This window comes from Streptomyces sp. NBC_00203 (assembly GCF_045206325.1).
In the GTDB taxonomy this organism is placed as follows: Bacteria; Actinomycetota; Actinomycetes; order Streptomycetales; family Streptomycetaceae; genus Streptomyces; species Streptomyces lutosisoli.
Map to the genome: position 1 here is coordinate 10,353,203 of NZ_CP108126.1, position 24,431 is coordinate 10,377,633.

The 24,431-nt window shown below is 67.5% G+C and carries 22 protein-coding genes and 1 pseudogene; 9 read left to right on the top strand and 14 right to left on the bottom strand.

Annotation, left to right across the window (positions count from 1 at the left end):
- Nucleotides 1-15: 15 nt before the first annotated feature.
- Entirely contained in the window at nucleotides 16-324 is a 309-nt protein-coding gene (locus OG975_RS45925; RefSeq protein WP_406336804.1) for a hypothetical protein, read from the bottom strand.
- Nucleotides 325-836: 512 nt separating this feature from the next.
- On the opposite strand from OG975_RS45925, the gene OG975_RS45930 reads away from it, so the two are divergent.
- Complete coding sequence (locus tag OG975_RS45930; protein WP_406336749.1) at nucleotides 837-1,538, top strand: 2-phosphosulfolactate phosphatase; 702 nt, start codon at nucleotides 837-839, stop codon at nucleotides 1,536-1,538.
- 336 nt (nucleotides 1,539-1,874) lie between these two features.
- Here OG975_RS45930 and OG975_RS45935 read toward each other — a convergent pair whose 3' ends face one another.
- Nucleotides 1,875-3,374, bottom strand: a complete 1,500-nt coding sequence (locus OG975_RS45935; protein WP_406335716.1) for a S1 RNA-binding domain-containing protein — start codon at nucleotides 3,372-3,374, stop codon at nucleotides 1,875-1,877.
- 460 nt (nucleotides 3,375-3,834) lie between these two features.
- On the opposite strand from OG975_RS45935, the gene OG975_RS45940 reads away from it, so the two are divergent.
- Nucleotides 3,835-4,239 carry a hypothetical protein gene (locus OG975_RS45940; RefSeq protein ID WP_406335717.1) on the top strand — a complete coding sequence of 135 codons (405 nt, stop codon included), beginning with the start codon at nucleotides 3,835-3,837 and terminating at the stop codon, nucleotides 4,237-4,239.
- A 481-nt stretch (nucleotides 4,240-4,720) separates the two neighbouring features.
- Here the strand turns inward: OG975_RS45940 and OG975_RS45945 are convergent, their stop codons facing one another.
- Complete coding sequence (locus tag OG975_RS45945; protein WP_406335718.1) at nucleotides 4,721-5,521, bottom strand: alpha/beta fold hydrolase; 801 nt, start codon at nucleotides 5,519-5,521, stop codon at nucleotides 4,721-4,723.
- Between the two features lie 61 nt (nucleotides 5,522-5,582).
- Here OG975_RS45945 and OG975_RS45950 point away from each other — a divergent pair, with 61 nt between their 5' ends.
- The 3 genes from OG975_RS45950 to OG975_RS45960 all read left to right on the top strand — a co-directional run bounded on the left by OG975_RS45950 (nucleotide 5,583) and on the right by OG975_RS45960 (nucleotide 7,801).
- Entirely contained in the window at nucleotides 5,583-6,002 is a 420-nt protein-coding gene (locus tag OG975_RS45950) for a MarR family winged helix-turn-helix transcriptional regulator (RefSeq protein WP_406335719.1), read from the top strand.
- 355 nt (nucleotides 6,003-6,357) lie between these two features.
- Nucleotides 6,358-6,654, top strand: coding sequence for a hypothetical protein (locus tag OG975_RS45955; protein WP_406335720.1), 297 nt, complete (start codon nucleotides 6,358-6,360; stop codon nucleotides 6,652-6,654).
- A 193-nt stretch (nucleotides 6,655-6,847) separates the two neighbouring features.
- The gene (locus tag OG975_RS45960) at nucleotides 6,848-7,801 is read left to right on the top strand and encodes a GNAT family N-acetyltransferase (RefSeq protein ID WP_406335721.1); all 954 of its coding nucleotides are present in this window, start codon (nucleotides 6,848-6,850) and stop codon (nucleotides 7,799-7,801) included.
- Nucleotides 7,802-8,079: 278 nt separating this feature from the next.
- Here the strand turns inward: OG975_RS45960 and OG975_RS45965 are convergent.
- Nucleotides 8,080-9,317, bottom strand: a pseudogene (locus OG975_RS45965) (ABC transporter substrate-binding protein).
- Between OG975_RS45965 and OG975_RS45970 the strand changes: the two are divergent.
- A complete protein-coding gene (locus OG975_RS45970; RefSeq protein WP_406336805.1) occupies nucleotides 9,210-9,689 on the top strand; it encodes a hypothetical protein in 480 nt (159 codons plus the stop codon). The pseudogene OG975_RS45965 and the gene OG975_RS45970 overlap by 108 nt on opposite strands.
- 35 nt (nucleotides 9,690-9,724) lie before the next feature.
- On the opposite strand, the gene OG975_RS45975 is transcribed toward OG975_RS45970, so the two are convergent.
- From OG975_RS45975 to OG975_RS45990, 4 genes are all read right to left on the bottom strand, one after another.
- Nucleotides 9,725-10,957 carry an MFS transporter gene (locus OG975_RS45975; RefSeq protein ID WP_406335722.1) on the bottom strand — a complete coding sequence of 411 codons (1,233 nt, stop codon included), beginning with the start codon at nucleotides 10,955-10,957 and terminating at the stop codon, nucleotides 9,725-9,727.
- The gene (locus OG975_RS45980; protein ID WP_406335724.1) at nucleotides 10,954-11,706 is read right to left on the bottom strand and encodes a flavoprotein; all 753 of its coding nucleotides are present in this window, start codon (nucleotides 11,704-11,706) and stop codon (nucleotides 10,954-10,956) included. The genes OG975_RS45975 and OG975_RS45980 overlap by 4 nt, the downstream gene beginning before the upstream one ends.
- A 297-nt stretch (nucleotides 11,707-12,003) precedes the next feature.
- Nucleotides 12,004-13,404 (bottom strand): radical SAM protein, encoded by a 1,401-nt coding sequence (locus OG975_RS45985; protein WP_406335725.1) that lies wholly within the window; start codon nucleotides 13,402-13,404, stop codon nucleotides 12,004-12,006.
- A gap of 144 nt (nucleotides 13,405-13,548) precedes the next feature.
- Nucleotides 13,549-13,743: a hypothetical protein gene (locus tag OG975_RS45990; protein WP_406335726.1), complete on the bottom strand. Its 195-nt coding sequence runs from the start codon at nucleotides 13,741-13,743 to the stop codon at nucleotides 13,549-13,551.
- Nucleotides 13,744-13,816: 73 nt separating this feature from the next.
- On the opposite strand from OG975_RS45990, the gene OG975_RS45995 reads away from it, so the two are divergent.
- The gene (locus tag OG975_RS45995) at nucleotides 13,817-14,989 is read left to right on the top strand and encodes an IS4 family transposase (RefSeq protein ID WP_405868176.1); all 1,173 of its coding nucleotides are present in this window, start codon (nucleotides 13,817-13,819) and stop codon (nucleotides 14,987-14,989) included.
- A 242-nt stretch (nucleotides 14,990-15,231) separates the two neighbouring features.
- Here the strand turns inward: OG975_RS45995 and OG975_RS46000 are convergent, their stop codons facing one another.
- Nucleotides 15,232-16,887 carry an IS1182 family transposase gene (locus tag OG975_RS46000; protein WP_406326582.1) on the bottom strand — a complete coding sequence of 552 codons (1,656 nt, stop codon included), beginning with the start codon at nucleotides 16,885-16,887 and terminating at the stop codon, nucleotides 15,232-15,234.
- Between the two features lie 313 nt (nucleotides 16,888-17,200).
- Here OG975_RS46000 and OG975_RS46005 point away from each other — a divergent pair, with 313 nt between their 5' ends.
- A complete protein-coding gene (locus OG975_RS46005) occupies nucleotides 17,201-17,581 on the top strand; it encodes a VOC family protein (RefSeq protein WP_406335727.1) in 381 nt (126 codons plus the stop codon).
- Nucleotides 17,582-18,003: 422 nt separating this feature from the next.
- Here the strand turns inward: OG975_RS46005 and OG975_RS46010 are convergent, their stop codons facing one another.
- From OG975_RS46010 to OG975_RS46025, 4 genes are all read right to left on the bottom strand, one after another.
- The gene (locus OG975_RS46010) at nucleotides 18,004-18,522 is read right to left on the bottom strand and encodes a DUF2716 domain-containing protein (protein ID WP_406335728.1); all 519 of its coding nucleotides are present in this window, start codon (nucleotides 18,520-18,522) and stop codon (nucleotides 18,004-18,006) included.
- A gap of 373 nt (nucleotides 18,523-18,895) precedes the next feature.
- Nucleotides 18,896-19,894 (bottom strand): type I glyceraldehyde-3-phosphate dehydrogenase, encoded by a 999-nt coding sequence (gene gap, locus OG975_RS46015; RefSeq protein ID WP_406335730.1) that lies wholly within the window; start codon nucleotides 19,892-19,894, stop codon nucleotides 18,896-18,898.
- 106 nt (nucleotides 19,895-20,000) lie between these two features.
- The gene (locus OG975_RS46020; protein WP_406335732.1) at nucleotides 20,001-20,957 is read right to left on the bottom strand and encodes a GlxA family transcriptional regulator; all 957 of its coding nucleotides are present in this window, start codon (nucleotides 20,955-20,957) and stop codon (nucleotides 20,001-20,003) included.
- Between the two features lie 295 nt (nucleotides 20,958-21,252).
- On the bottom strand, nucleotides 21,253-22,275 hold the full coding sequence (locus OG975_RS46025) for a LuxR C-terminal-related transcriptional regulator (protein WP_406335733.1): 1,023 nt from the start codon (nucleotides 22,273-22,275) through the stop codon (nucleotides 21,253-21,255).
- Between the two features lie 555 nt (nucleotides 22,276-22,830).
- On the opposite strand from OG975_RS46025, the gene OG975_RS46030 reads away from it, so the two are divergent.
- Nucleotides 22,831-23,805: an alpha/beta hydrolase gene (locus OG975_RS46030; protein WP_406335734.1), complete on the top strand. Its 975-nt coding sequence runs from the start codon at nucleotides 22,831-22,833 to the stop codon at nucleotides 23,803-23,805.
- A 210-nt stretch (nucleotides 23,806-24,015) separates the two neighbouring features.
- On the opposite strand, the gene OG975_RS46035 is transcribed toward OG975_RS46030, so the two are convergent.
- The gene (locus tag OG975_RS46035; protein ID WP_406335735.1) at nucleotides 24,016-24,312 is read right to left on the bottom strand and encodes a hypothetical protein; all 297 of its coding nucleotides are present in this window, start codon (nucleotides 24,310-24,312) and stop codon (nucleotides 24,016-24,018) included.
- Between the last annotated feature and the right edge of the window lie 119 nt (nucleotides 24,313-24,431).

The window sequence follows — 24,431 nt, forward strand, 5'->3', positions numbered from 1 at the left end:
CGCTGTCGGCGTTGGTCAGGCCGGTGGCAGCCAGGGTGTTGATGGGCAGTTTTCGGATGGCGGTCGGCGTGAATGCGCGGTGCTCGGAGCCGATGTCGCGCTGGAACAGCAGCGGCGTTGCGGGTTCCAGACCTTTTCGCGGACGTCGTAGGAGGCCACCAGCGGTATCGCTCCGTCGGGGGCGCGCAGGCGGTTGATGATGGCGCTGAGGATGTCGGCGAGTGCCCGGCTGACCAGGAGAAGTCGATCGGTGTCGGTCTTGGACGGGGCGAACTGCAGCAGCGGCACGACGTCGGTGGTGGACGGGAGCCGGTACTGGGTCACGCTGTGATGCCTCAGTTCCAGGAGCTATTTGTTGCGGATGCCGGTCAGGCGGAGGACCTTGAGCGTGGCGAAGAACCAAAACGCCTCCTCTTCTTCATAGGTCAGGTTCCGTCGCCGCTCGCTGGACATCCCTTCAGCCCAGGTGAGGTGGCCTGCGGCCTTGGGGGCGACGCCTCTGCGCAGCGGAGCTTCGGCGCCGGGATTACAGCCCGGGGTTGGTGCTCTTCGCCGCTTGGAGACCTCGTCCTGTGCGGTGTCAGATACACCTCCGTCCGAGCACCCATTGCACGTTGGTCAACGTCAACTCCGGGTCGCACGCCATACGTGCGGCCGCGCTGTGCCCTGTGTCCGCAGAGGTCGTGCGCGGGTGACCGTGTGGCGATTGAGCAGGTGTGTGGCTGCGGACCGCTTTCGCGACGCAGGCAGTCGGAGGTGCCGCATTCCGATACCGTCGATGTGAAGTGGATCACTCTCCCGGTCCTCTGGGTCAGGCTTGCGCGATCATGACCGGAATGGACGCTAGTTTCCTTGGCATCGCTGAGCTGGTCGAAGCCCCGTCCGTGGCGGTCGTAGTCGACGTCATGCGTGCTTTCACGGTGGCTGCCTGGGCCTTTGCCCAGGGGGCGGAAAAGATCGTTCTTGCTGAGTCGCTGGACGAAGCCCTGGCGCTCAAAACCCGGCACCCGGATTGGGTGGCGCTCAAAGACGGTCCGCCCGCGCCCGGGTTCGACATGGTCAACTCGCCGGGCCTGCTGCGGTCTGTTGATCTTGGCGGACGGACCGTTGTGCAGAAGACCACGGCAGGGACGGTAGGCGCCCTCGCGGTCAAGGAGGCGCCGCTGGTGCTGTGCGCCAGCTTCGTGGTGGCAGAGGCAACGGCTCAGCTCTTGCGGACGCGCGAGAGTGACAGTGTCACGTTCGTGGTCACTGGCGACGATGGGCAGGCCGATGAAGATCTGGCGTGTGCTCAATACATTGCTCGGCGGGCCACCGAGGCTGGAACGGATGCTACTGAGTTCCTCCGTCGCGCTGCCGAGTCGCGCGCCGCCGCCGAACTGGCGGAGGGGGTGCGCCAAGGAGTCCATCCTGATGACGTTGCGCTCTGTCTTGAGGTCGACCGGTTCCCCTTTGCCATGATGGCGACCTTGGAGGGCTCGCTCATGGTCCTGCGTCCACACACGTTGCCTTCGCTGGCTGACGGGGACCCGGCCTGATCGCTGGTGGGGTCTACTTCCAGCATGCGAGAGCGAGCATCCTGTCGGGCTTGCGGTATCAACTGCATGTCACGATGGCGGTGGTTCGGGGCGGCGGTAGGCAGCAGACCCGAGTTGTCGCAGCGGCGGCTTCGCGGAGCCGGATGATCTCCTCGTGCCGTGCGGCGAGCCGGGCGATCTCCATGGACGCAACCGCAGGAGGCTGCGTGGCCGGACGACTGCACGGTCTGAACTGGTAGCGCTGTCGGGATACCGGGTCTTGGCGTCGCAGCGGCTGAGTCCGGTCAGCCGGCTTGCTCGTGGAAGCGGGTCAGCAGTCCGTCGAAGATCTACTCGTCAGCCTTCTTCGGTCGTAAGAGCCTGTAGGTGGGAGAGGGTGATCCGACGGCGTGGAGGATCGACCTCAATGACCTTCACGGGGAGCGGGTCTCCGACCTGGACCACGTCCTCGGGTCGGTCTGCCCGTCCTTCGGCCAACTCGGTGACGTGCACCAACCCTTCGAGACCGTCCGCTCCGTCTTCGACGCGGACGAAGGCGCCGAACGGTACGAGTTTGGTCACCACTCCGGTCGTTACCTTGCCGACCTGCTGTATGAACCGCAGCATCGGGTCCTCTTGCAATGCCTTCAGAGACAGCGGCACACGCTCGCGCACCAGGTCGACGTCGAGGATCTCGGTCGAGATCCTCTGCCCGACGGCGACGACGTCGGAGGGGTGATCGATGTGTCGCCAGGACAATTCAGGAAGGTTGATCATGGCGGTGAAGCCGCCGATGTCCACGAACGTGACCCCGAAACTGGCGATCTGCGTGACTGTGCCAGTGCAGATCTGCCCGCGCTGGAGCGTCTTCAGGAAGGCCCAGTTCCGGTCACTCGGCGTCGGCTCGGTCCTCCACCGGGCCCGCAGGACGCCGTCGCTGTCGGGCAGAACGGCAGTCAACAGCGGGTGACGTTCGGCGACGTACAAAGACAGGGCGGCAGCGGCACGGGCACCCTCCGTCTGTGCCGCCAGTTCCTGGTACTGGGAGTGGTCGGCGATCGTGCTGGTGACAGACCCGTTCTGGTCCTCCCAGACGAGCTCTACAGAGCCTTCGTCGGGAAGTGAGGCCAGGACTGCACCGACATCGGTGGACAGGTCCGGCCAGACGGTCAACCGGGCACGCGGGGTGAGCCGGGCGCGTACGGTGTCGAGGTTCTCCTGGGTGAGGCGGTGCCAGTGGGAGGCGTTGTCGATGTATGCCTCCTCCAGCAGGTCCGCTTGACGCGTGGCGATGCACCAGCGCAGTCGGGCCCAGAAGTCCTCGTCGGCGGGTCGCTGCACACCGGGTTCGTCGCAGTGCGCAGCGTAGGGCGAGGCCGGCAATCGCTCAGGGAAGAGGCCGAGTGCCCGGGTGCGGGCCAGGGCACTGTCGCAGGGCTTGTCGCTGCTGACGTAGACGTACTGATCCCACCCGACGTGCACGGCAAACACGTCCTCCACCTCCAGACGGCACCAGGCGCCGCTGTCACGGAGCATGGCCCGGACCAGCTCCAGACCGACGCGGAGGGACACCTGTGCTCCGTCGTGGAACCCCGTGAGGTCGGGTGGGAAGAGCCCGGCGAGGCCGTGGCCGTCGGCCGCTGGCTCCAGGCCGAAGTGAGCAAGGCCGGCGATCTGTGGCTCGCGGATGGCGAAGGTGTCGATACCGGTGTCCTCGGCGAAGGCGGCGATCGCCTGCAAGTATGCGGACTCGACGGGCCCGTGGTCGCTGGTCGAGTCCTCAGCGCCGGTGTAGCTGCCGTGCTCGTCGCGGTCGGCAGGGTCGTACTTGGTGATCCGGTAGACGAAATGCGGCACGTGGCTCCCTGTGGTTTGTCGACGATTTTCGCTCTGCGGTCGATCTCATGATCGGGAGCGTGGGGCGGGATGGTCCGGCGCATCACCGCACGATCTGCTTCGTCGCCTTCGCGGATGGCCATCAACGGGTCGTCGGAGGAGACGCCGAGAATCGGGAGGATCAGACGGCCATCCTGAGGGTCTCCGGGCACGGTACGCGGAGTCGGCAGGCTGCGGGTCAGCGAGTGGTGCTCCTCCTGGTCGAGTCGGCCAACGCCCGCTGGTTCTCACGTGAGTTGGATGCTGGATGGTGTCGAGCTGAGGTGATCAACTCATGTCTGATGCTTCAGATTCCACCCCAATGTTTCCCGCTGTGTCCCTGGTGAAGGGCGCTGAGCCTCCCAAGAAGCATCGTGCCGCGATATGGGCAGTCGCTGCTGCCGTTGCCGCGGGGGCTTCTCTGTGGATATGGGAGCCATGGGTGGATCGCGGCCCCTTCACCGCGCTGGTCACTGGTGCGTCACCGGTAACGGATTCTGAAACCAATGCGGAGAGCGGCGAGTGCACGCCCAACCTTGCCGGTGAAGCCGTGGTCATCTACGACGCCGAAGGGAAAAGGAAGTTGGCCTCCGGCGTCGAGTCCAGTATCGGTGAGGTGCTGCCCAGCTCGTACGGAGACTTCGAGGGATGGTGCTTCTCCGCGACGCGCATCGAGGGACTGCCCGGTGGCGAGGGCACGTACAAGGTCCAGGTCGGCGGGGGCAACCTGGTCACTGTGGAAGAGGACCATCTTCGGCAGTCTGTGGATCAGCAGCGGAAAGCGATGAGGAAGACGAAACTGCCGCCGGACGATGCTCCCGCCCTGGAGCTTCCTTCCGATCAGTGATCCGGTCGACCTCCTTCCGTGCGTTTTCGATCGGGTATCCGGCGTCCTGCAGCATGCGGATCCCGGTCGCCAGTGACAACACCCCGGCGGACAGACCGTTGAAGACGACCTCGTCGGAGATCGCTGTCCGGTCGGTCGGGGTGTGCTGGTCGACCATCGCGCGCGGCCGTCGCCTTCCCATGGGCGGCCCTCGAAGATCCGATACGGCAGAAGTCGTCCTGTTCGAGGATGTGCGGGGCAAGGTTCCACAGACGCTGCGGTTCGTGCCGTCCTTGGTGCAGTTCGTCGGCCAAGTCGCGCATGGTGACTGCTTCGGCGCCACGGCGGAAGGGGGCGCAGGCGGCGTAGCGGGCGCGCAGCCCTTCGTCGTGGGTGCTGGAGGCCCTCGCGTCGTGACCTGGCCTGTACGAATGTCAGCGCGGTGATGGCCCGTTATCAGGCGTCGGCCGGTCGGATCGACCAACTGCCGGGGGGCCAACGGTCACTGCGGGTTGATGGAGTTGGCGCTCGGGCGGCGAAGGTAGGTGTCGATGTGGGCGAAGGTGGCTTCCGGTTGTTCTATCTGCGGCAGGTGGCCTGCTTCAGGGATGACCTGGAGTCGACCGTTGCCGAAGGCGTTGGCGTATGCCGCGCCGTAGGCGGGGGTGACGATGCGGTCGCTTTCTCCCCAGAGCAGGAGAGTGGGGAGGTCGATACGCCGCAGTCGGCGGAGCAGTTTGGGGTCATGCATGGAGGGGTCGCCCGCGAGGACGCGCATGGTGGCCATGTTGCCCTGCTGGATGGCGAGTTGTTCGGCGGGTATGCCGGCGGGGTCACGGTAGAAGCGGGCCGAGTCGTGCCAGGCGTACTCGGCTACGCCGTGGGCGTCGAGGGCGAAGAAGTCGGTGATCGGTTCGGCCTCGACGTGCACGCCGACAGCGTCGATCAGGATGAGTCCCGTGATGATTCCCGCGGTGTCGCGTACGGCCATCTCGGCGGCGGTCCAGCCGCCGAGCGAGGAGCCGACGACGAGCACATCGCGTAGCCCGAGGTCTTGGAGGTAGTGCAGGTAGGCGAGCGCGAGATCGTCGATGCCGGTCAGCCATGCGGGGCGGGGGGTGCCGTCCCAGCCAGGGTGTGTGGGCGTGATGGTGTGCATGGTCTTCGCGAGATGGCCCGCGAGCCCGGCGACGGTGGCCGGCCCTCCGCCGCCGTGCAGGATCAGGGCGGGCCTGCCGGTGCCGGTCTCGGACAGGGTGAGGGACAGGTCTGGGTACTGCGCAACCGCGTGGTCTGTGAACATGCCCCCACCATAACTAAGGATGTTTATATAAGCTAGCTTAGTCATCATCTAGACTTGTTCCATGTCCGATGAACTGCAAGCCCTTGGAAGAGCCGTCAAGTACGCCCAGTACCAGCAGCACCGAGCTCTCGACAGTCGGCTCGCAACTGTCGGCACGACGCTGGCCCAGTGGGATGCCCTCCGTGCGATCAGCCGCTCACCCGGGGCATCGGCCCGCGCACTGGCTACGGCGACGTTCCAGAGCGAGCAGGCATTCGGAACGCTCGCCGGCCGCTGTGCGGCCCAGGGCCTCATCGAGCGCCGGCCGGGCAACGGCCGACGGATCGAGCACTATCTCACCCCCGCCGGTGAACGGGTCCTCAAAGCAGGGCATCAGATCGCCGACGAGGTCCTCGCCGCGTGCTACTCCGCGCTCTCCCCAGCTGACCGCGCGACCCTGCTCGACCTGCTGCAACGCATCGACGAACGCGGGGGCGCGTAGTCGCAGCCACGTCGACGTCGGCCGCCAGGGTCTGCTGTCCGCGTACTCTGGGATGTGGCCTGCATGGTACGAGTGAACGTGCCCGGCTTGGCGACGGGTTGAATGGCCGGCCGGGGGCTCGGGCTTCTTGTGGCCTCTGCCCGAGGAGTGGATGAGCGGGTTCATGGTCATGGCTGGTGGTCCCTTGGATGCTGTCCCGCTGCCCGCGCCTTTCCCACAGCTCTCGGCCAGTGAGATAGAGGTCCTGCGGCGTGCGGCTCGCACGATTGATGAGGCACGCGTAGGGGAGCCTGAGCCGGAATGGCTGTGGGCATCAACTCACGCCTCGTTCCCCGGCCCTGGGCCAGGTGCTGCGGTGATCTTGCTCGCGGACATCGTCGGGCATGCCGGACCCGGCGATCAACTTGAGTTCCTGCTCGATGTCTCCTGGACGGACCAGGGACAGCTGTCGGTCAGCGCGGCGGTGAACGTGGCCTGTTGGCGTGACGTCGACCATGCGACTCATGACGCCGATGCTCTGCATGTGGTCATCGGCGCTGAGCCATCGCTGAGTCAGGCGTTTCAGGCAGGCGCCGACCGGCTGGTGGGCTGGCTGGCAGACCCCCGCGATCCGGACTACTGGCGGCACCGGGCCGGGCTTCCCGCCCGTTGAGTACGCGGCCGCGTTTCTCGTTCAAGCGACGTTGGTGTCGCGTTCGATGGCCTTGAAGCGGTTCTTGAGCCGGTAGCTGGGGCCGTTGATCGTTACGACGATGAGCTTCGCGCGTTGCACTGTTGTCTGCTGCGGTCGGCGGCTCCGGAAAACGGTTCGACGGCTTTGCAGAGTCCTGACACAGTGGCGCGCCATGACGGACGTCGAGGTCTTGACCGCCGCGGACATACCGCTCATGCAGGGTCTGGCTCAGCGTGTCACCGCCACCCGCCCAGACCTGATCAGCGCCGGCGCTTCGTATGGGGAGCTGGCCTGGATCTGGGGCCAGGGGCGCGCCGCCTACGGCACAACCTGGCCGCGTCGGCTGTGGTCCTCCGGTGACGAATTGGTGGCGTGGGGGTGGGCCTTTCTTCCGCGCCAGGTGAGGCGCAATGACGGCTCGGTCACGGACGTCACCGGCGCCTCTCTGAGTTATCAGGTCCATCCCGACCACACCGAACTGGTCGATGAAGTGATCGAGTGGTACGACGGTGTGGCGGCCAGCCTCGAGCGCACGGTGTTGCCGACGGCCGCCGATGAGTTCGCCCTGAAGCGATGGGCGGCGCACGGCTATGAGACCGACGTGGAGGCGCTCGGTGACACCGGCGACTGGACCCAGCTCAACGAGCGGGTCCTCGCCGATGTGGAGCGGCCGGTGCTGCCGGCCGGATTCCGGTTCCGCACCGCCGACGAGGCCGGACCGGAGGACGCGGTCCGGGCCCATGTGGACGCCTGGACTCCCTCGGCCTACACGGCCCAGAGCTACAAGGATGTCCGGCAGACGGCGGCCTATCGCGGCGACCTTCACGTCCTGGTGGAGGCGCCGGACGGAACAATGGCATCCTCGACGATCATGTGGCTCGACGAGGCGAACAAGACCGTCGAGTTCGAGCCGGTCGGAACGCATCCGGACTATCGGCGACTCGGGCTGGCACGGGCGATGATGCTGCACGGGATGCATCTGGCGCGGGCGGCCGGGGCCACTCATGCGACGGTCGTCTGCCGGGGTGCGCCGGGGCATCCCGAGGCGCGCGGGCTGTACTACGGCCTCAGGTTCCGGGAGCTCTCGCGGGACGCGCCGCTCATCAAAACCACGACCGCGGGCTGAGGAGTGGTCGTTCGGGCAGTCGCTGGTCAAGCCACGTCGGCGCGGGCGACGACCTGACGTAGGTGCTTGTCAGCGGCGTGCTTGTGCCGCCAGATGATGTAGCGCCGAATCACCTCGCAGCCCGCCCCCAAACGGCCTAGCGCCGGCTGCCGCGCGATAGCCTGAGAATGTGGTCGGGCCCGCCACAAAGCTGTGAGCCCGCATGAACAGGTAGACGGGTAGACAGGAAGACAGCCGCAAGTTCGGACAGATTTGGGCAGTCGGACCTTCGTGCTCTCTCAGCCGGCGTGAAGGATCCGAAAGCGATCAGGTTCCGCCGGGTCTCGATCAACGACTTGGATTGGCGGCCAAGCCCATTGCCAAACGCTGATGCTTGGCGTGCGGGAGAACTGGATCTGCCCGCGGGTGCCTTCGACTGCAACGCGCGGCCATGATTCGGCAGTACGCGCCCGGTCCGCGCCGTGAGAACGCAGCACATCGGCGAGGACGGCGATTGTGTCGTAGCCCTCGAAGGCGACGAAGGAGGGCGCTTCGGCCAGCCGCTCGCGGAGGGCCGTCTCGACTCGTGCACCGAGTGGGGTGAGGTGCTCGGGCAGGTAGCGCAAGAACGGGATCCCGGCGCTGTCGTCGCCCAGCAACGTCGCCCATTCGGTGAACTCCGGTTGTCCGGCCGGAGCACCGATCAGGATCTCGGCGAGGCGCTGGTCGCGCCGGACAGACTTGACGATCGACACTGCCGGCTCTGGGTGGCCGACCAGAAGAAGGAGAGCTGTCGCGCGATGGTCGACGACTTCGTCGCACACGGCCGAGGGGGTGAGCGCGCGCATGTCGAGTTCGATGACGGTGCCGCCGCGTGGAGCGAGGTAGTCCCGCAGAATGCGGACCCCAGAAGCCCAGTAGACACTCGGCTGGGTTGCTACGGCGATTCGACTGTGGCCCGCAGCGAGGAGGAAGTCTGCGTAGATCTGCCAACCGTGGGACTGCGCCAGGGCGAGGCGCGCGACCCATTCCGTTGGCTGTTCGGTGAGCGCGTCGAGAACCGCTGACGAGCAGAGGAACGGCAGTCCGAGGGCGTCGGCCCTGGCGGCAGCGGCGCGAGCGACGACGCTGTGATATTCCCCTGCCAAGGCAGCCACGCCCAGGCGAGCCAATTCATCTACGGCCGCCGCGGCCCTCTGCGGATCAGCCGCGGTGTCTCGGACAACCAGCTCAAGTGGTCTTCCGACGATCCCGCCGGCGTCATTGACTTCGCGAACGGCCAGTTCGAGTCCAGCGAGCAGGTGTTGGCCTGCCTCGACCCAGCCAGGCCGAGTCAGCGGAACTAGAGCGCCGATCTGGACGGATGATCCGTCGGTCCGTTCCGCCCCAGGTGGCGATGGTGGCGTATTCATGCGCTGGCGTCTCCCGCGTGACTATTCGGTTGCCGTTTGCCCGGATCGCAGAGTGGCAAGGCCCGGTAGTGCGGGTTCATCTCATCTCGCTGTGGCGGGCGCACCTGGGTGATCATGCCGGACATTGCATCCACCGCCATCACCAACAGGCAACCGATTATTTGTTCGCCGAGTTGCCAGGCTTCAAGAACCTCTCTATCGAGGGCAGGGGGGCTTCGCCCGGGGCCGTCGACCCACTGCGCCTGACGGGGGAGATCTGCTCATGCTGGGCCCTCGGCAAGCTGCGAATGATGGCGGTACCGATCGACACTTCGATGGACGTCGATCCCGCCGAACTGCTTGGCGGCATCCTTGAGGGCCTGCGTGAGCGCGTCACGGTCCAGCACGTCCCCGGGGATGCGGCGGCGGTGATGCCTACCGTGGTGAGCTTGCCGACGGCGACGAGATCGTTGACATCGGCGCGGTTCCGGGAGACCGGGGACGACATCGAAGCCTAAGGGGCCGAAGGTGCGAGCGATTGGGCAAGGCACCCCTAGCGGACCGCCCGCACCGAGGCAGTGAGGGCGCCAAGCAGGGCACCCAGAGTCAGCGCCCCCGCCGCGCACGCGAGGCTGGTGCGCGGGCTGGTTGCGTCGGCCAGCCACGCGCCCGTCAGGGAGGCGAGCAGGAATACGGCGCTGGTGAGCGCGCCGATGATGCCGGTGGCTCGCCCCTGCACCGACTCGGGGACCGTGGTCTGCCGCAGGGTGGTGAAGCCGATACCGAGGGGCGCGGTGGCGAGCGCGACGATCACTACACCGGCCAGCGCGGTGCCGAGGCCGCTGGACGTGGCGAGCAGCAGCCCGCCGACCATGGCCACACCGGCCGACCAGGACACCGCTGAGGCCGGGGCGAGTCTCTTGGCGAGGCCGACCAGCAGGCCCGCGATGAGGATTTGGGCTATGCCGTTGGCGAAGCTGAAGAGGGCGACGTCGGACGAGGGGCGGTGCAGCGCGGTGGGGAGAAAGGCGACGAGCACGGTGTTGTTGATGCCTGCCTGCAGCGCCACACACAGGTAGCAGCCGAGGGCGAGGGCGAGGGTGGGCTCGTGGTGGTTGAACGGGGCGCCTAGTCCGGCCCGGATGCCGTCCGGGGAGGCGTTGGCTGTGCGTAGTGCCGACTTCTGTCCCATGCGTGGAAGGGGGAGCTGCCCTTGCAGCAGTGCCGACGAGAGGAAGCTGGCGGCGTCCACGGTGAGCGCGACGGCCGGACCGTGCCGCTCGAACAGTGCGGCGCCGATGAACGGTCCGACGACGTAGGAGACTTGGGTGGTCGTGGTCATGATGCTGTTGGCGCGTACGAGCAGTTCACGGGGCACGAGTTGGGGCAGCAGCCCGCCGCACGCGGTGGAACTCGCGCCGGCGGCCGTCGCTGAGCAGGCCAGGGCCACCAGGACCAGCGGCAGCGCGTCGGTGAGCATGCCCCAGAGAATGGCGGCGCTGCCCGCCGCGCGGACGGCGCAGCTGCTGACGATGATCTTCTTGCGGTCGTAGCGGTCGGCGAGCACCCCCATGGCGGGAGCGGCCAGCAGGGCCGGGAGGTGTTCGCTCAGGACGCCGAGGGACACGGCCCGCGCGGAACCGCCGGAGGCGGAGTAGAGCCAGAGGATGACGGTGATGCCGCGTAGGGCGTCGCCCACGAGCGACACCGCGTCGGCGGACCAGAAGAGGCGGAACGCCGAGGGCAGTTCGGTGCGGGGTGCATGAGGAGCTGGGGTGGTGGTCATGTGCCCGACGTATCGGGAGAGTCGCTGGGGATGGCGGATGCACTCGGAGCGTCGAATGCATCCGCGGTGAGCGGCGGGAGAAGCGGGAGAAGCGGGAGCGCCTTGGCGTCCTGGGAATTCGTGGATTGCTTGATCTCGGCGGGGGTGGCCGGGGGCGTGGCAGTGGCCTCCGCCCAGTAGTCGTTCTTCAACTGCCGCATCAGCACGTGCCACAGGTGCGGCATCACCGATTCGGGGGTGGGGCCGAGACCTGTGTCGAACTCGCCTGTCGTCACGGACGTGATGGGCCGCATCGGCAGCATGTGGTGCCCGTCGGCCGCGAGTTGGGCGACGTTGCGCCGTACGGCGGGGCTGTCCCACATCGCCGGGTTCATCGCGGGGGCGAACACGACCGGTCGCGGGCTGGCCAGGATCGCGGTGGACAGCAGGTCGTCGGCGATGCCGTGCGCCGCCTTGCCGAGGATGTCCGCTGTCGCGGGCAGCACGACGAAGAGCTGTGCCCAGCGGGTGAGGCGCATGTGCGGGCTGGGCAGCGCGTCGGTGCCCATGAGGTCGGTGAACACCGGTTCGTCGATGTACGTGCGTACGAGGTGCGGCGGCAGCATGCGGGCCGCCGTACCGGTCATGACGACCCGGATGCTCCGGGCGAACGTCCGGCGGAACTGGGTGAGGTACTGGGGCAGGTTGACGACGTGGATGGATCCGGTGACGCCGAGCAGGAGCCGCTCGCACGGAAGAGAGGTGAGCACGGTCGCTCCAGACTGGAGAAGGCGGGGGAGAGGAGGCGGGGTGTGGGGTGGCGACGGCTCGCGGAAGCGAGGCGAGGAGCGTCGCCACCCCTTTGGGTCAGCTGGGTCAGCAGCCCTGACAGTTGTCCAGGGACACCCCCCGTACTTCGGCTTCTTCTTCGGTGATGGGCTTGGCGATCCAGGTCACAGCGATACACCTCCCTCAGGGCGTCGAGATCGGGTGGTCGCCCACCTGCTGGCCCGTGGGCATCGGGGACGGGCCAGCGGGCGGGGGCTTCAGAGGAGCCCACGCGGTGATCAGCCCTTGGGGCATACCGCCGCAGGTCCCGAGTCCGGGAGCTCGAAGAGGCTCTCAGCGCGGATGAGGGTCAAGGAATCCTTGACGAAGTGCTTGTTGGTGGGACAGGCGCACTCCGGCTCGTCCATCCACTCCTTCGGGCAGACCGCGCCATGGCAGGTGGGGCTGAAGTAGCAGCTTCCGCACTTCTTGCCCTCGTCCATGCCGTTGGTCTCGCACCACAGCGCCATCTTCTGCCAGTCCAGGTCCATGCTTCCGTCGGGATGGAGCTGGCCGACGATGTTCCGGTCGTGGTAGTCGAGTTCGACGGTGCACTTGTAGGCCTTGCCGTCGGAGCCGATCACGAAGGACCTGGGGTTGGCGGCGTAGCAGACGTAGCCGTTCGGCTGCATGCCGGGCAGGGCGTGCGCGTCGCGGAACCCGGCCGCCGTGGTCATCCTTCGGGCCTGCTGGACGGCGTCGATCAGGGCCCGGTCCTCGCAGACGTCGAGGTTCTCGTCGTTCGCGCCGCCCCAGCGGCCGATCGCTTCCATCTCGACGTCGAAGCGGCTGTCGCCGCCGAACTCGCCTTTGAGCATGCCCAGGAAGTGGGCCATCTTCGGCAGGCCGGCCGGGTCGAAGTTGTGCCGAATGATGACTTTGACGTCGTGGTCGGAGGCGCCGAGGTGGCGCAGGTTCTCCCAGATCCGGGTGAAGGTGGGTTCGCCGTTCGCGCCGATGCGGCGTTTGTCGTGTTCGTGCTGTGGCCCGTCGAGAGTGATCTGGAAGTAGCGCAGGCCCGCGGGGATCACCTTGTCCGCGTACTCCGGAGTGAGCAGATAGCCGTTGGTGGTGGCGAGCGCGCTGAAGGGGACGCCGCGGCTCTCGCAGTGCCGCCGGAAGTAGTCGGTCAGTCCCAGCACGGTCTCGCCGGCCAGCAGGGGCTCCCCGCCGAACCAGGACAGCTGGAAACGGTCCAGGCTCTCCTGCCCGGTGACGAACCGCTTCAGGCCCTCCTGCAGTTCGGGGTTCATCTCGCCGCGCAGGAACGACTCGTAGCAGTAGATGCAGCGGAAGTTGCACTGCTCGGTGGGCATCACGATCAGATGCAGGCCGCCCGCCGTGTACCGGCTGATGTACTGCTCGTGCACAAGGGCTGCCTCGTCGGTGCCTTTCGGCACGAGGAACCCGCCGTAGGCGAGGTCCTGGAGCACCCCGGTGAGCGGCCCCTTCGTCACGGAGGTGGCGACCAGCGCCTGCCGAGCCTGCCGCACATCCTCCGCCGGCACCACGCCCACGGCCCCGGTGCGGGCGCAGTGCACCACCAGGGCGCCGTCCTTCTGGTGCGACAGGCTCACATACCGGGAGGGCACATACAGTTCGTCGTCGTGTTCGTTCTTCGCAGGCGCGGGTGCGTGCACGTCTTCCTCCAGATCAGGGCGTATCCGAGTGGGTCGGCCGGCCCGATGAGACGACGCTAGGCGGTGCGCCGACGCCGGTGTTATCCCTAGATCTCGGGGTTGCGGGCGGGCAGAGAACGTGCCTTACCCCCTGGCTCAGGTCTCTCATTCGGCTCGGTGTGGGGACCAGAGGAAGGTGCCCGCGAGGAGGAGTCCGGCGCGGTGGATGGTGGCGGTCTTGTCGTCACGAGTGGCCAGGCCGCGCGACTGCTTGAGCGCGTTGATGCGGCGTCCGACGGTGTCGCGGTGCTGGTGGGCGTCGTGGTCGAAGGCCGGTGCCCTGCCGCTCCGTTGGCCCACACACTTAGCTCCAATGCCGTTGCGTTAGCTTGCGGGCGTACGCTGAAGTTCAGTGGTCCCGGGGGTGGTTCGGGTGGCTGCAAGCGTCTCTGAGTTATCGGGTTTAGGCCTGCTGACCTGGGTCTATCCGCCAGGTCTGGTGGATCGGGTGGTGGCTGCCTGTGGTCGTGTGGAGCAACGCAAGCGCCTGCTCCCGGCCCGGCTGGTGGTGTATTTCGTGCTGGGGCTGGCCCTGTTCTCGCCCGCTCCGTATCTGGACGTGATGCGGCATCTGGTCGAGGGACTGCGCGGTCTGCGCCTGCTGGGCACCTGGCATGTCCCGGCGAAGTCGTCGCTGTTTCGGGCCCGGCAGCGGCTGGGCCCGGAACCGCTGCGGGTGCTGTTCACCACGACCGCGAAACCGATGGGCACCGAAGCCACCCCGGGCGCCTTCTGGCGCGGACTGCGGCTGCTGGCGGTGGACGGGACCTGCTGGGACGTCGCCGACAGCCCGGCCAATGAGGCTGCCTTCGCACGCCCCGGAAACACCCGCGGCCACGACAAAAGCGCCTTTCCCCAGGTGCGGATGGCCTGCCTGGTGGAGGTCGGCACGCACCTCGTACTGGACGCCGAACTCGCCGGCTGCCGCACCGGGGAAGTGACCTTGGTGAGCCGTCTGCCCCGTTCCTGCGGCCCCGGGCAACTGGTCCTGGCCGACCGCGAGTTCCTCGGTGTGCCGTTGTGGCGGTCCTTCACCGCCACCGGCGCTCAGCTGCTGTGGCGGGTGCCCGCCAACCGGGTCCTGCCCGTCGAGCGGCAGTTGCGGGACGGGTCCTGGCTTTCGCGCATCCACGCCCACACCGATCCGGCCCACACCGACCCGGTCACCGTGCGGGTAATGGCCTACCGGCTGAACGGCACCGGCCATGCTGCCGAGGGCTACCGGCTGGTGACCAGTCTGCTCGACGCCCGCCGCTATCCCGCCCGCCAGCTGGCCGCGCTCTACCAGGAGCGCTGGGAAGTAGAGAGCGTCTTCGCCGAGATCAAGACCCATCAACGCGGAGCCCACGTCGTCCTCAGCAGCAAAACCCCCGACGGCGCCCTGCAGCAGATCTGGGCACACCTGCTGGTCCACCACGCCCTGCGCGAACTGATGGTGAGAACGGCCGCGACCCGGGGCCTGGACCCCGACCGGATTTCCTTCACCGAAACTCTGCGCTCCGCCCGACGCAGTGTGACCGTCACGCCGGGCAGTTTTTCCCCCTGACCTCCTGGTCAGAACGCTCGTCCTGCTCCAGCACGACCTACTCGAACGACTCCTGCCGGCCAGACGCCTGCGCAGCCAGCCCCGCGTCATCAAACGCAAGATGTCCACCTACCGGCTCAAACGGGCCGAACACCACACCTGGCCCCAACCCACCCGAACCGGCACCCGAGCAATCACCATTCAACGACCCCAACCCGCAAACCCGTAACGCAACGGCATGACTCTGTTGGTGATCTCGGGCGTCAGGTGATCGCGAATCCGGCTGTGTTGCAGAGAGTTCGGAAGCGGGGTGCCCGGCGGGCCGACGGGGCGGTGTCGTTCCAGTCTGCGAGGCGGCTGAGGTTGCAGGCCATGGCCGTCAGGACGTGCTGCACGTGGGTGCGGGCCAGGCCTCGATAGCGGGCTCTGCGCAGGCCGTGAGTTCGGACGTTTTGCGAGAGGGTGGCCTCGATGCCGGCGCGGATCGCGTACCGACGTTGCCACTGCTCGGTCTGCTGGTCGAGCCGATTGCGCATCTGGATCTCGTGCAGTGCCCGCGGCAGCACCGCGACGGAGCGGGCTCGAGTGGCGGAGGAGGTGCACCGGGCACGGTCTGGGCAGGGCCGGCAGTCGGTCTCGGCGAAGCGGGCCTGAAGATAGGTGTGGCCGGAGATATTCAGCTTGGTCCAGGACGCACTGGTCGCACCGCGCGGGCAGATGGCCTGCTCGTTGACCCAGTCGATGGTGAAGGCCGCCTTGTCGAAGCCCGAGCCGGCTTTGGCCTGGCGGCTGTTGTCGGCGAGGATCGGGCCGAGCAGCGTGATGCCGTGGACGCGCTGGGCCCGCTCGACGTGGGCGGGAGTGAGGTAGGCGGTGTCCACGATGTGCTCGGCAGGAGCCAGGCGACGGGTCGCGAGGTCGTCGTGGATCTTCTCGGTCAACTGCCCATCCTGGACGGGAGCAATGGTGGTGGCCACGTGCACCACCAGGTGCGGCAGGTCCTGATCACACGACTCGGTGAAATGAACCCGGTATCCGCTCCACTCGACATCACGTTTGACGCAGTAGTGCGCGTCCGTGTCATACGGGGAGTCGAACCGCAGGGAGGCCGGCGGCAGGGCAGTGCCCTCCCGCCAGCGCAGCTGCCCCTCGCGATCCCAGTAGTACTGGTGGATCCAGACCTGCCGCAGGATCTCCACCTGCCGCAGCATCTGCAGACGGGGTGGGGCGTCGGCCGCCCAGGCCGCGGTGAGAAGTCTCTGCCCGTCCCGGCCGAACTCCTCGGCGCGTTCGCGCACCGCCACCTTGCCGCCCGGGACTTTCCCGATCTCGACTTTCCGGCCGTACCGCTTGGCCCACTCGGGCTCGATCAGCGGCACCAGCCAGTCCGGATCGGCCTCGGCGATCTCCTCCAGAGCAGCCCGAACGCTCTCGCCCGCCAACTCCAGCCGACTCAAACGCCGCACCGCCGCCAGGACATGGGTGGCGTCGGTACGCTGTCGGCCCCGCCCCTTGAGCAGCCCGGCCGCCACCAAGCGGTCCAGCATCAACTGCAGCAGTTGATCGGCCCGGTCGCCCTCGGCCAACCGGGCCCGGAACTCGCTGAGCATCGAATAGTCGAACCCCGGATCGTCCAGTTCGAGGCCGAGCCCGTACTTCCAGTCGATCCTCGTGCGCACCGCATCCGCCGCCGCCCGGTCCGAAAGGTTCTCCGCGAACTGCAGCACCGACACCAGCGCCAACTGCCCTGGCGAGAAACCCGGTCGGCCATCGGCCGGATACAGATGAGCGAAGTCCTCGTCGGCGAACACCACATCCAGCCGGTCCCGCATCAGCATCACCGGCGTCCCCCTCGGACACGCCGCCCACGCCGTCCGGACCGTCACCGGGGGAATCCGCTGGAAACTTGCCGGACGCATCGACACCGTCCACCGCCCCTAAACCGAGGCCGCCCCGCTACCGACCAGCCAACCACCACCAGCGACCGCCGTCACCACCCCGCCAAGATCACCAACAGAGTCACGGCATTGCACTTAGCTCGTGTCTCAAGGTCGGCTTCCCGACGGCATGGCCAGCGGCCGCGCCCGGCTGCCTGGACAGTGGCAGCCCGGAAATCACTTCGCCCGTGCTCGCCTCGTCCGGTACGGTCGCGGGATTGTTTTCGCTGCCGGGCGCCATGAGGTTCGCGTGTGGCCTCCCCAGCAGTTCCCACGCTGAGAGTAGGTTTCGTCGATGGCATGTCGTATCAGTGAGCTCGTGCTCGGTTGCCGCGACCCTGAGGCGCTGGCGCGGTTCTGGTGCGAGGTCCTGGACTTCGTAGTGCTCGGTCGCGAGGACGACGGCTCGATGGAGATCGGGCCGCGCGAAGGGTTCGGCGGTCCGCAGCCGACGATCTTCCTCAGTCGCAGGGATGAGCCGGAAAAGGGGAAGTCCCGGCTGCACATCGACGTCAACGCCACCGACCGTGATCAGGACGCCGAGCTCGAACGCCTTCTCAAGCTCGGTGCTCGCCCGGCCGACATCGGCCAGACAGGGGAGGAGCAGTGGCATGTCCTGGCCGACCCGGAAGGCAATGAGTTCTGTCTGCTCAAGGCCCGCCTCGCCCCACTCTGATGCCCATCGGTCACGCCTCGGCACCAGGGACCTGGGGTCTGCCGCGCAGTCCGGCGCGACGGGCGTGTCGTGATCGTGAAGCGAGTGAGGTCTCCGGTAGAGGGTCCATCGGCCAAGAAGAACCTGAACACCGGAGACCTCGTGGCCACCCCGGTGGTGACGAGGCGGCTTGACCTGACCGATGAGCAGTGGGCGCTGCTGGAACCGCTGTTGCCTGTGACCTGTCTTCGATCCGCTCCTTCGCCAGCTTCCTCTGACAGAACCTCGACGCCGTCACAGCTGGCCTCACCCTCGCCTACAGCTCAGGCGTCGTCGAAGGGCATGTCTGCAGAGTCAAGCTCCTGAAGAGGAGCATGTACGGGCGTGCGTCCTTCTCCCTCCTGCGAGCGCGGATTCTTACGCATTACGGGTAGGAAAGGACGTCACGTCACAGGCAACCTGCGACCAGCACGGCGCAGCGGCGGTCCCAGGACATCTTCAACCTCGGCGGCCACCGTATCCAGCAGCTCCTGGCCGAACAGACACACCGACGACTCCCAGGGGTGCCCGAAGCTGCCAAGCCGGAAGTCTCCCGAGAGGTAGACGTAGTAATCGCCGTCGGGGTAGGGACTCAACGGCCATGGTTCCTGTCCATGCCCGCCGACACGATGCGGAGCAAAGGAGTAGGAGATGTGCTGCCAGTCGAGCGCGAACAGCCTGGCTCCCGGCTCGACGCACGCGGTCAGCCCCTGCTCGACAACCGCGACAAAGTGGTCTAGACGTAGATGGCCCGGGTCTTCGTCCAGTGACGCCAGACTCCATGTGACGGAGTCAGCCGGCTCCTTGATGGCAGGCCACTTGGCCGGGTTCACGCTCGGACGGAATGCGAACTCCGCGTAGAAACGGTCCCAGACGCTTCGGTACTCGGCCTCCGCCAGCTCGGTTACGAACTCGCTCGTCATCCGCAGAGACTATCGAGCGAGCCCAGTGTGATCCCTTCGACGTGTATTCATCACGAGATCGCTGACAGAACCTTGAAATCCCCAGCACCGTTCTTCGTCCCCACTTGGTTGTGGGCTTGGCCAGGGGGCGGGTCCGTCTGATAGCCGCGAGATTCGAGGGGCGTCGCAGACTGTCAGGGGTGGGCATAGGCCATCGCGGGGCGACGCTCGAAGGGTGCCTTGATCGGCCGTGGCGCTCCCGCACCCTCCGGAAGCCGGGCGGACCCGTTTCTGTGACTGAGCGCCCTGGTTGGCCCGACGGGTCAACCAGAGCGCCCAAAGGAAGTGCTGGCCAGCCCGGTCGCCGGAGGCGGGGCACCACCCCGGCGTCCGGTCAGCGGGTGGCGAGGAACTCGAGCGTGTCGATCACGCGGTTCGAGAAGCCCCACTCGTTGTCGTACCACGCGACCACCTTGACGTGGCGGCCGTCGACGCGGGTGAGGGCCGAGTCAAAGATCGACGAGGCGGGATTGCCCGTGATGTCGGACGACACGAGCGGGTCGTCCGAGTACTCGAGGATGCCGGCGAGCGGCCCCTCCGCCGCGGTGCGGTACGCCGCCAGCACGTCGTCGCGCGTCACGTCGCGGGCGACGGTCGTGTTGAGTTCGACGATCGAGCCCACCGGCACCGGTACGCGGATCGAGTCGCCCGACAGTTTGCCGTTGAGGTTGGGCAGCACCAGGCCGATCGCCTTGGCGGCGCCGGTCGTGGTCGGCACGATGTTGACGCCGGCGGCTCGGGCGCGACGGGCGTCGCGGTGCGGACCGTCCTGGAGGTTCTGCTCCTGCGTGTAGGCGTGCACCGTCGTCATGAACCCGTGCTCGATACCGGCGAGTTCGTCGAGGACCGCGGCCAGCGGCGCGAGCGCGTTGGTGGTGCAGGAGGCGTTCGAGACGATCGTGTGCAGGGCCGGGTCGTAGGCGTCGGTGTTGACCCCGAACGCGAGCGTGACGTCGGCGCTGTCCGACGGCGCGCTGACGAGTACCTTCTTGGCGCCCGCGTCGAGGTGGGCGCCGGCGGCCTTGGCCGAGGTGAAGCGGCCGGTGGCTTCCAGGACGATGTCGACGCCGAGTTCAGCCCACGGCAGCTGCGCCGGTTCGCGCTCGGCCAGCACCGTGATCCGACGGCCGTCGACGACGAGGGTGTCCCCGTCGACGGTCACCGGGCGCCCGAGCCGGCCGGCCGTGCTGTCGTAGGCGAGCAGCCGGGCGAGAGTGGCGGGCTCTGTCAGGTCGTTGACGGCGACGACCTCGAGGGCGCTGTCGCGCTCCAGCAGAGCGCGCAGCACATTGCGTCCGATGCGGCCGAATCCATTGATGGCGATGCGAGTCATGAGTGATGTCCCTTCCCTTCCAGACCAGGCTCGCCCGCGGCTGGCGCCGCTGACAGTGGCGGGATCGCCATGGTTCAAAAGGATCCCGCCACGCGGTGCCGGGCGGTTATTCGCCCCGGGTGAAGGTGCGCCGGTACTCGCTCGGTGTGGTGCCGAGGATGCGCTGGAAGTGCAGGCGCAGGTTCGCGCCGGTGCCGAGCCCGACGTCGGCGGCGATCTGTTCGACGCTGCGCTGCGAGCGCTCGAGCAGTTCGCGGGCCAGGTCGATGCGGGCGCGCATCACCCACTGCATCGGCGTGTAGCCGGTCTCCTCGACGAAGCGCCGGGAGAACGTGCGCGGCGAGACCTCGGCCTGCCGCGCCAGTGTGTCGAGAGTGAGGGGCTCGCCGAGCCGGTGCAGCGCCCACTCGCGGGTGGCGGCGAACCGCTCGCCGAGTGGCTCGGGGACGCTGCGCGGTACGTACTGGGCCTGGCCGCCGCTGCGGTAGGGGGCGGCAACCAGACGCCGGGCCGCGTGGTTGGACGCGGCCACTCCGAGGTCGCCGCGCAGGATGTGCAGGCACAGGTCGATGCCGGAGGCGGCGCCGGCCGAGGTGAGCACGCTGCCCTCGTCGACGAACAGCACGTTCTCGTCCACCTGGACGAGCGGATGCCTGGCCACGAGTGCCCGCGTGTAGTGCCAGTGCGTCGTGGCGCGTCTGCCGTCGAGCAGGCCCGTGGCGGCGAGCGCGAAGGCGCCCGTCGAGATGGCGGCGAGCCGCGCGCCCCGGTCGTGGGCGGCGATCAGTGCCTCGACGACGGCCTGCGGCGGGTCGTCGCGGTCCGGGAACCGGTAGCCGGGGATGAAGACGATGTCGGCCCACGCAAGCGCGTCGAGGCCGTGGGCGACGTGGTAGGCGAGGCCATCGCCGCCGGTCACGAGACCGGGTGTCGCCCCGCACACCCGCACCTCGTACGGCATGCTCGCGCGGGTCGTGAAAACCTGCGCGGGAATTCCGACATCGAGCGGCTTCGCACCCTCGAGCACGAGGACGGCGACGCGATGCAGGCGGGGTGCAGACACAGGGAGAGGTTACGTGGGGTGTGACTTCGATACGCCCACTGCGCGGACCGGGCAGACGACACACCGGCCGGGCGGGCTGTCTTCCACGTTGCAGTCCTCCGCCCGTCCCACCCGGCGCCCGCCTCCAGCCGATCTGACACCGAACACGCGCTCAAGAGGAACCTCTACCCTCCACGCTCTCCAGAACCCCCGCGCCCACTGGGCATCAGTCAACGACAGGCCCGGACCAACGATCAGTTGGCCCAGAGGAAAGCCCTGGACGCCGTACGGACTGATCACGAACTCAGCCCCAGTGTCAGAACAAGCAGGCGATGAGCTCCTCCCTGCTGGTCACGCCGGTCTTGCGGTAGACCGCCTTGAAGTGGTCGTTCACCGTGTGCGGTGACAGGTCGAGCCGGCGGGCGATCTGTTTGGCGGCCTGCCCCTGCAGAGCCTCCTCGATGACCGTCCGCTCCCTGGCGGAGATGCCGTACCACTGGGCGAGCGCGGGCAACAGTTCAGTGGCCGTGGCGGGCTGGAGGGTGACCACGACATCGCCCGCCATCGCGCCGTCGAGCAGCTGCGCCTGCAACGAGAACCATCCCAGCGGAGTGGGGGCGCGCGTGATCGCAGGCATGCCCGTGCGCCGAACGGTGTAGGTGATGTGCCAGATGAAGCTGAACAGCTCCTGGTCACTGGCGGGGTAGACGCCGGGCAGGATCCCGCGCAGCGCGTCGCGTCCCGCCGAAGTCGCCCCCGCGATCTCGTCGTTCTTACCGACGACAACGACGGCAGACGGGAACCGCACCTGCCGGGGGCGCAGCGGCTTGTCCGTCACGTACCGCGTCACGGCCGAGGCGAGCGACTGCGCCAACTCGGCAGCACGCACGGTCTCCGCCGGCGAGAACGGCCTGGAGCCCCGCTCACGCAACAGCACCAGCGCGCCCCAGGTGACGCCGCGTTGGGTCAGGGCGATGCACAACTCGCTGCCGTAGTCGCCGGCGGCCATGATGTGGTGCAGTCGGCGCGTCTCGGGGCACGGGTCCTGCGAGCCCGCGCCGAGCACGATGGCCGGGCAGGGGCCGTGGATGAGATCGGCGACGGGCCTGCGGGTCCTCCCGAGGGCGTTTGCCTGGTCCATCCGGCGCCGCGCGCCGCTGCTGTAGCTGTTCTCACAGGCCAGGAAGCACCGCGCGCCGGTGATTGGGTCGAACCCGGAGAGTAAATACCCGTCGTGCGGCAGGACCCGGCTGAGATGGTGCGAGAGCACGCCGCCCAGCTCCGCCACGGTCCCCGCTCGCGCCGCAGCTTCCGGCACCGTGCGACCCACCGAGTCCACCGCATTCGTCCCCATAACCATGTATTGAGATTGGCAGCCACCATTCCGCAACTCCAATCAAATCGCGGCTGACATTGCCCTCGGGGGTCTCGACGATCACGTACACGTTCTTGTTCAGCACCGGAGTTGGCCGCAAGAAGTCCAGGGCGGCCGCGCGCGGGGTCAGCCGGGCTGGGGTTGCAGCCGGTGGACCGGCGGGACACGGACGACCGAGTGGGGAGCGGCCAACTGCTCGGAAAACCGCAGGTTTTGGGCTCAGTTGGCTCTGTCAGTGAGTCGCGATGTCGTTTGTCGTTCAGCGCGGATGGCACCGTCGTGTCGGCCAAGACGATGTCGCTGAGCTCTATTCGGATTGCAGTGCGCGATGTGCACCGGGGCGTGCCGTGTTCATCAGCACGTTGACGTTGACCTTCCTCTGCCCACCCCAGGGACGGACCGCGGTGCGATCGCGGGCGTGTCGCCGCCCCGCTATCCTGAACAAAGATGCATATATGTGTGCAAATAGTTCAAATGGCGTCGTTGCTGCCCCAACCCTGCAGGGAAAGGAAGATCAGCATGACTGCAGTGCTTCCCCCTCCCACTCCGATCCTGGAGCCTGCGGCGAAGGACCTGACCGAGGCGACCTCCCCGCACCCGCGGATCTACGAGGTGCCGCCGGATCAGGGGCGTGACATCCTCGCCGGCCTGCAGACCGGAGAAGGTGTCGCGAAACCCGACGTCGAGGAAGAATGGGTGACCGTCGACGCCGGCAGGTGGGGGCAGGTACGCACCCGCATCGTGCGCCCGCGCGGCATCTCCGGGACTCTTCCGGTCATCCTCTACATCCACGGAGCCGGGTGGGTGTTTGGCGACGAGAACACCCACGACCGCCTCGTACGCGAACTCGCCGTCGGCGCCGGCGCGGCTGCGGTCTTCCCCGTCTACGACCGGGCCCCCGAGGCCAAGTACCCCACCCAGATCGAGCAGAACTACGCCGTGGCCCAATGGTCCGTCCGCGAAGGCGCACAGCACGGCCTGGACGCCTCGCGCCTGGCCGTGTGCGGTGACTCCGTGGGCGGAAACATGTCCGCGGCCCTCGCCCTGATGGCCAAGGACAGGGGCGATGATGTCCGGGTCGGCTGCCAGGTCCTGCTCTACCCCGTCACCAACGCCGACTTCGACACCCCGTCCTACCTGCAGTTCGCGGACGGGGACTACCTGACCCGGGACGGAATGATCTGGTTCTGGGACCAGTACACCACCGATGCCGCCCAGCGCGCCGAGCCCTACGCCTCGCCGCTGCGGGCCAGCATCGACCAGCTGCGCGGCCTGCCCCCGACCCTGGTCATCACCGACGAGGCCGACGTCCTGCGTGACGAGGGCGAGGCCTACGCGGCCAAGTTGCGTGAAGCCGGCGTCGACGTCACCGCGGTCCGCGTTCTGGGCATGGTCCACGACTTCCTGATGCTGGACCTCCTTCGTGACACCAACGCCACCAAGGTCGCTCGTCACCTCGCCATCGACGCACTCAAAACCGCCCTGCACGACTGACCGTGATGATGTCAGTGGTGACGCTTCGGCGGTTCCTACTTCGCCGATGAGCGTGTTGAGCTTCCTTTCGGCGATGAGTTCACCATCAGCTACTGGCGGATGACGCTGCCGAGAGGGCATCGAAACTCACCGACATGCACAGGCTCACGGGCCCTCGCGTGACATCCGAACTCATCGACAAACGACATTCGTTGAGAGCCACGCAGCCACTCAGTCGCTGCTCGTGCCGCGGCCCAGCGCCCGATGAAACCGCCACACCGGGTTCTTCGCGCCCGAACGGGTTACCCGTTGGGGGATGTCACCGGTGCGGTCGAGGGAATCCAGTGCCGCGGATCCCGGCGCAGCAAGGCGCTTGACCCGGGTGACCGTGTTGTAGCCCTGCGGGCCCGCCGCATTGCTCAGCCGCCACCGCTTCACCAGCGTCGCACTCAACTCGTCAAGCTCGCGCGGCACAGGGTCCTGCTGGGCGACGAACGCCGCGAACTGCTCCGAGAATTGGTACGTCACCTTGGACGAGAGATGGCTCGACCACAGTCCCGCTCTGACCTTCATCATCAAGGGCATCTACGACGAAGCCTGGCTGCTGGAGATCGAAGCAGTCGCGGCGCAGTGGCAGAGCCGGTGAA

What these genes read in the sequence shown, in the direction of transcription:
- OG975_RS45930 (WP_406336749.1), top strand. Translation starts at nt 837, where the DNA reads ATGGACGCTAGTTTCCTTGGCATCGCTGAGCTGGTCGAAGCCCCGTCC.
- OG975_RS45945 (WP_406335718.1), bottom strand. Translation starts at nt 5,521, where the DNA reads ATGTTCACAGACCACGCGGTTGCGCAGTACCCAGACCTGTCCCTCACC.
- OG975_RS45950 (WP_406335719.1), top strand. Translation starts at nt 5,583, where the DNA reads ATGTCCGATGAACTGCAAGCCCTTGGAAGAGCCGTCAAGTACGCCCAG.
- OG975_RS45960 (WP_406335721.1), top strand. Translation starts at nt 6,848, where the DNA reads ATGACGGACGTCGAGGTCTTGACCGCCGCGGACATACCGCTCATGCAG.
- OG975_RS45975 (WP_406335722.1), bottom strand. Translation starts at nt 10,957, where the DNA reads ATGACCACCACCCCAGCTCCTCATGCACCCCGCACCGAACTGCCCTCG.
- OG975_RS46000 (WP_406326582.1), bottom strand. Translation starts at nt 16,887, where the DNA reads ATGCGTCCGGCAAGTTTCCAGCGGATTCCCCCGGTGACGGTCCGGACG.
- OG975_RS46005 (WP_406335727.1), top strand. Translation starts at nt 17,201, where the DNA reads ATGGCATGTCGTATCAGTGAGCTCGTGCTCGGTTGCCGCGACCCTGAG.
- OG975_RS46010 (WP_406335728.1), bottom strand. Translation starts at nt 18,522, where the DNA reads ATGACGAGCGAGTTCGTAACCGAGCTGGCGGAGGCCGAGTACCGAAGC.
- gap (WP_406335730.1), bottom strand. Translation starts at nt 19,894, where the DNA reads ATGACTCGCATCGCCATCAATGGATTCGGCCGCATCGGACGCAATGTG.
- OG975_RS46030 (WP_406335734.1), top strand. Translation starts at nt 22,831, where the DNA reads ATGACTGCAGTGCTTCCCCCTCCCACTCCGATCCTGGAGCCTGCGGCG.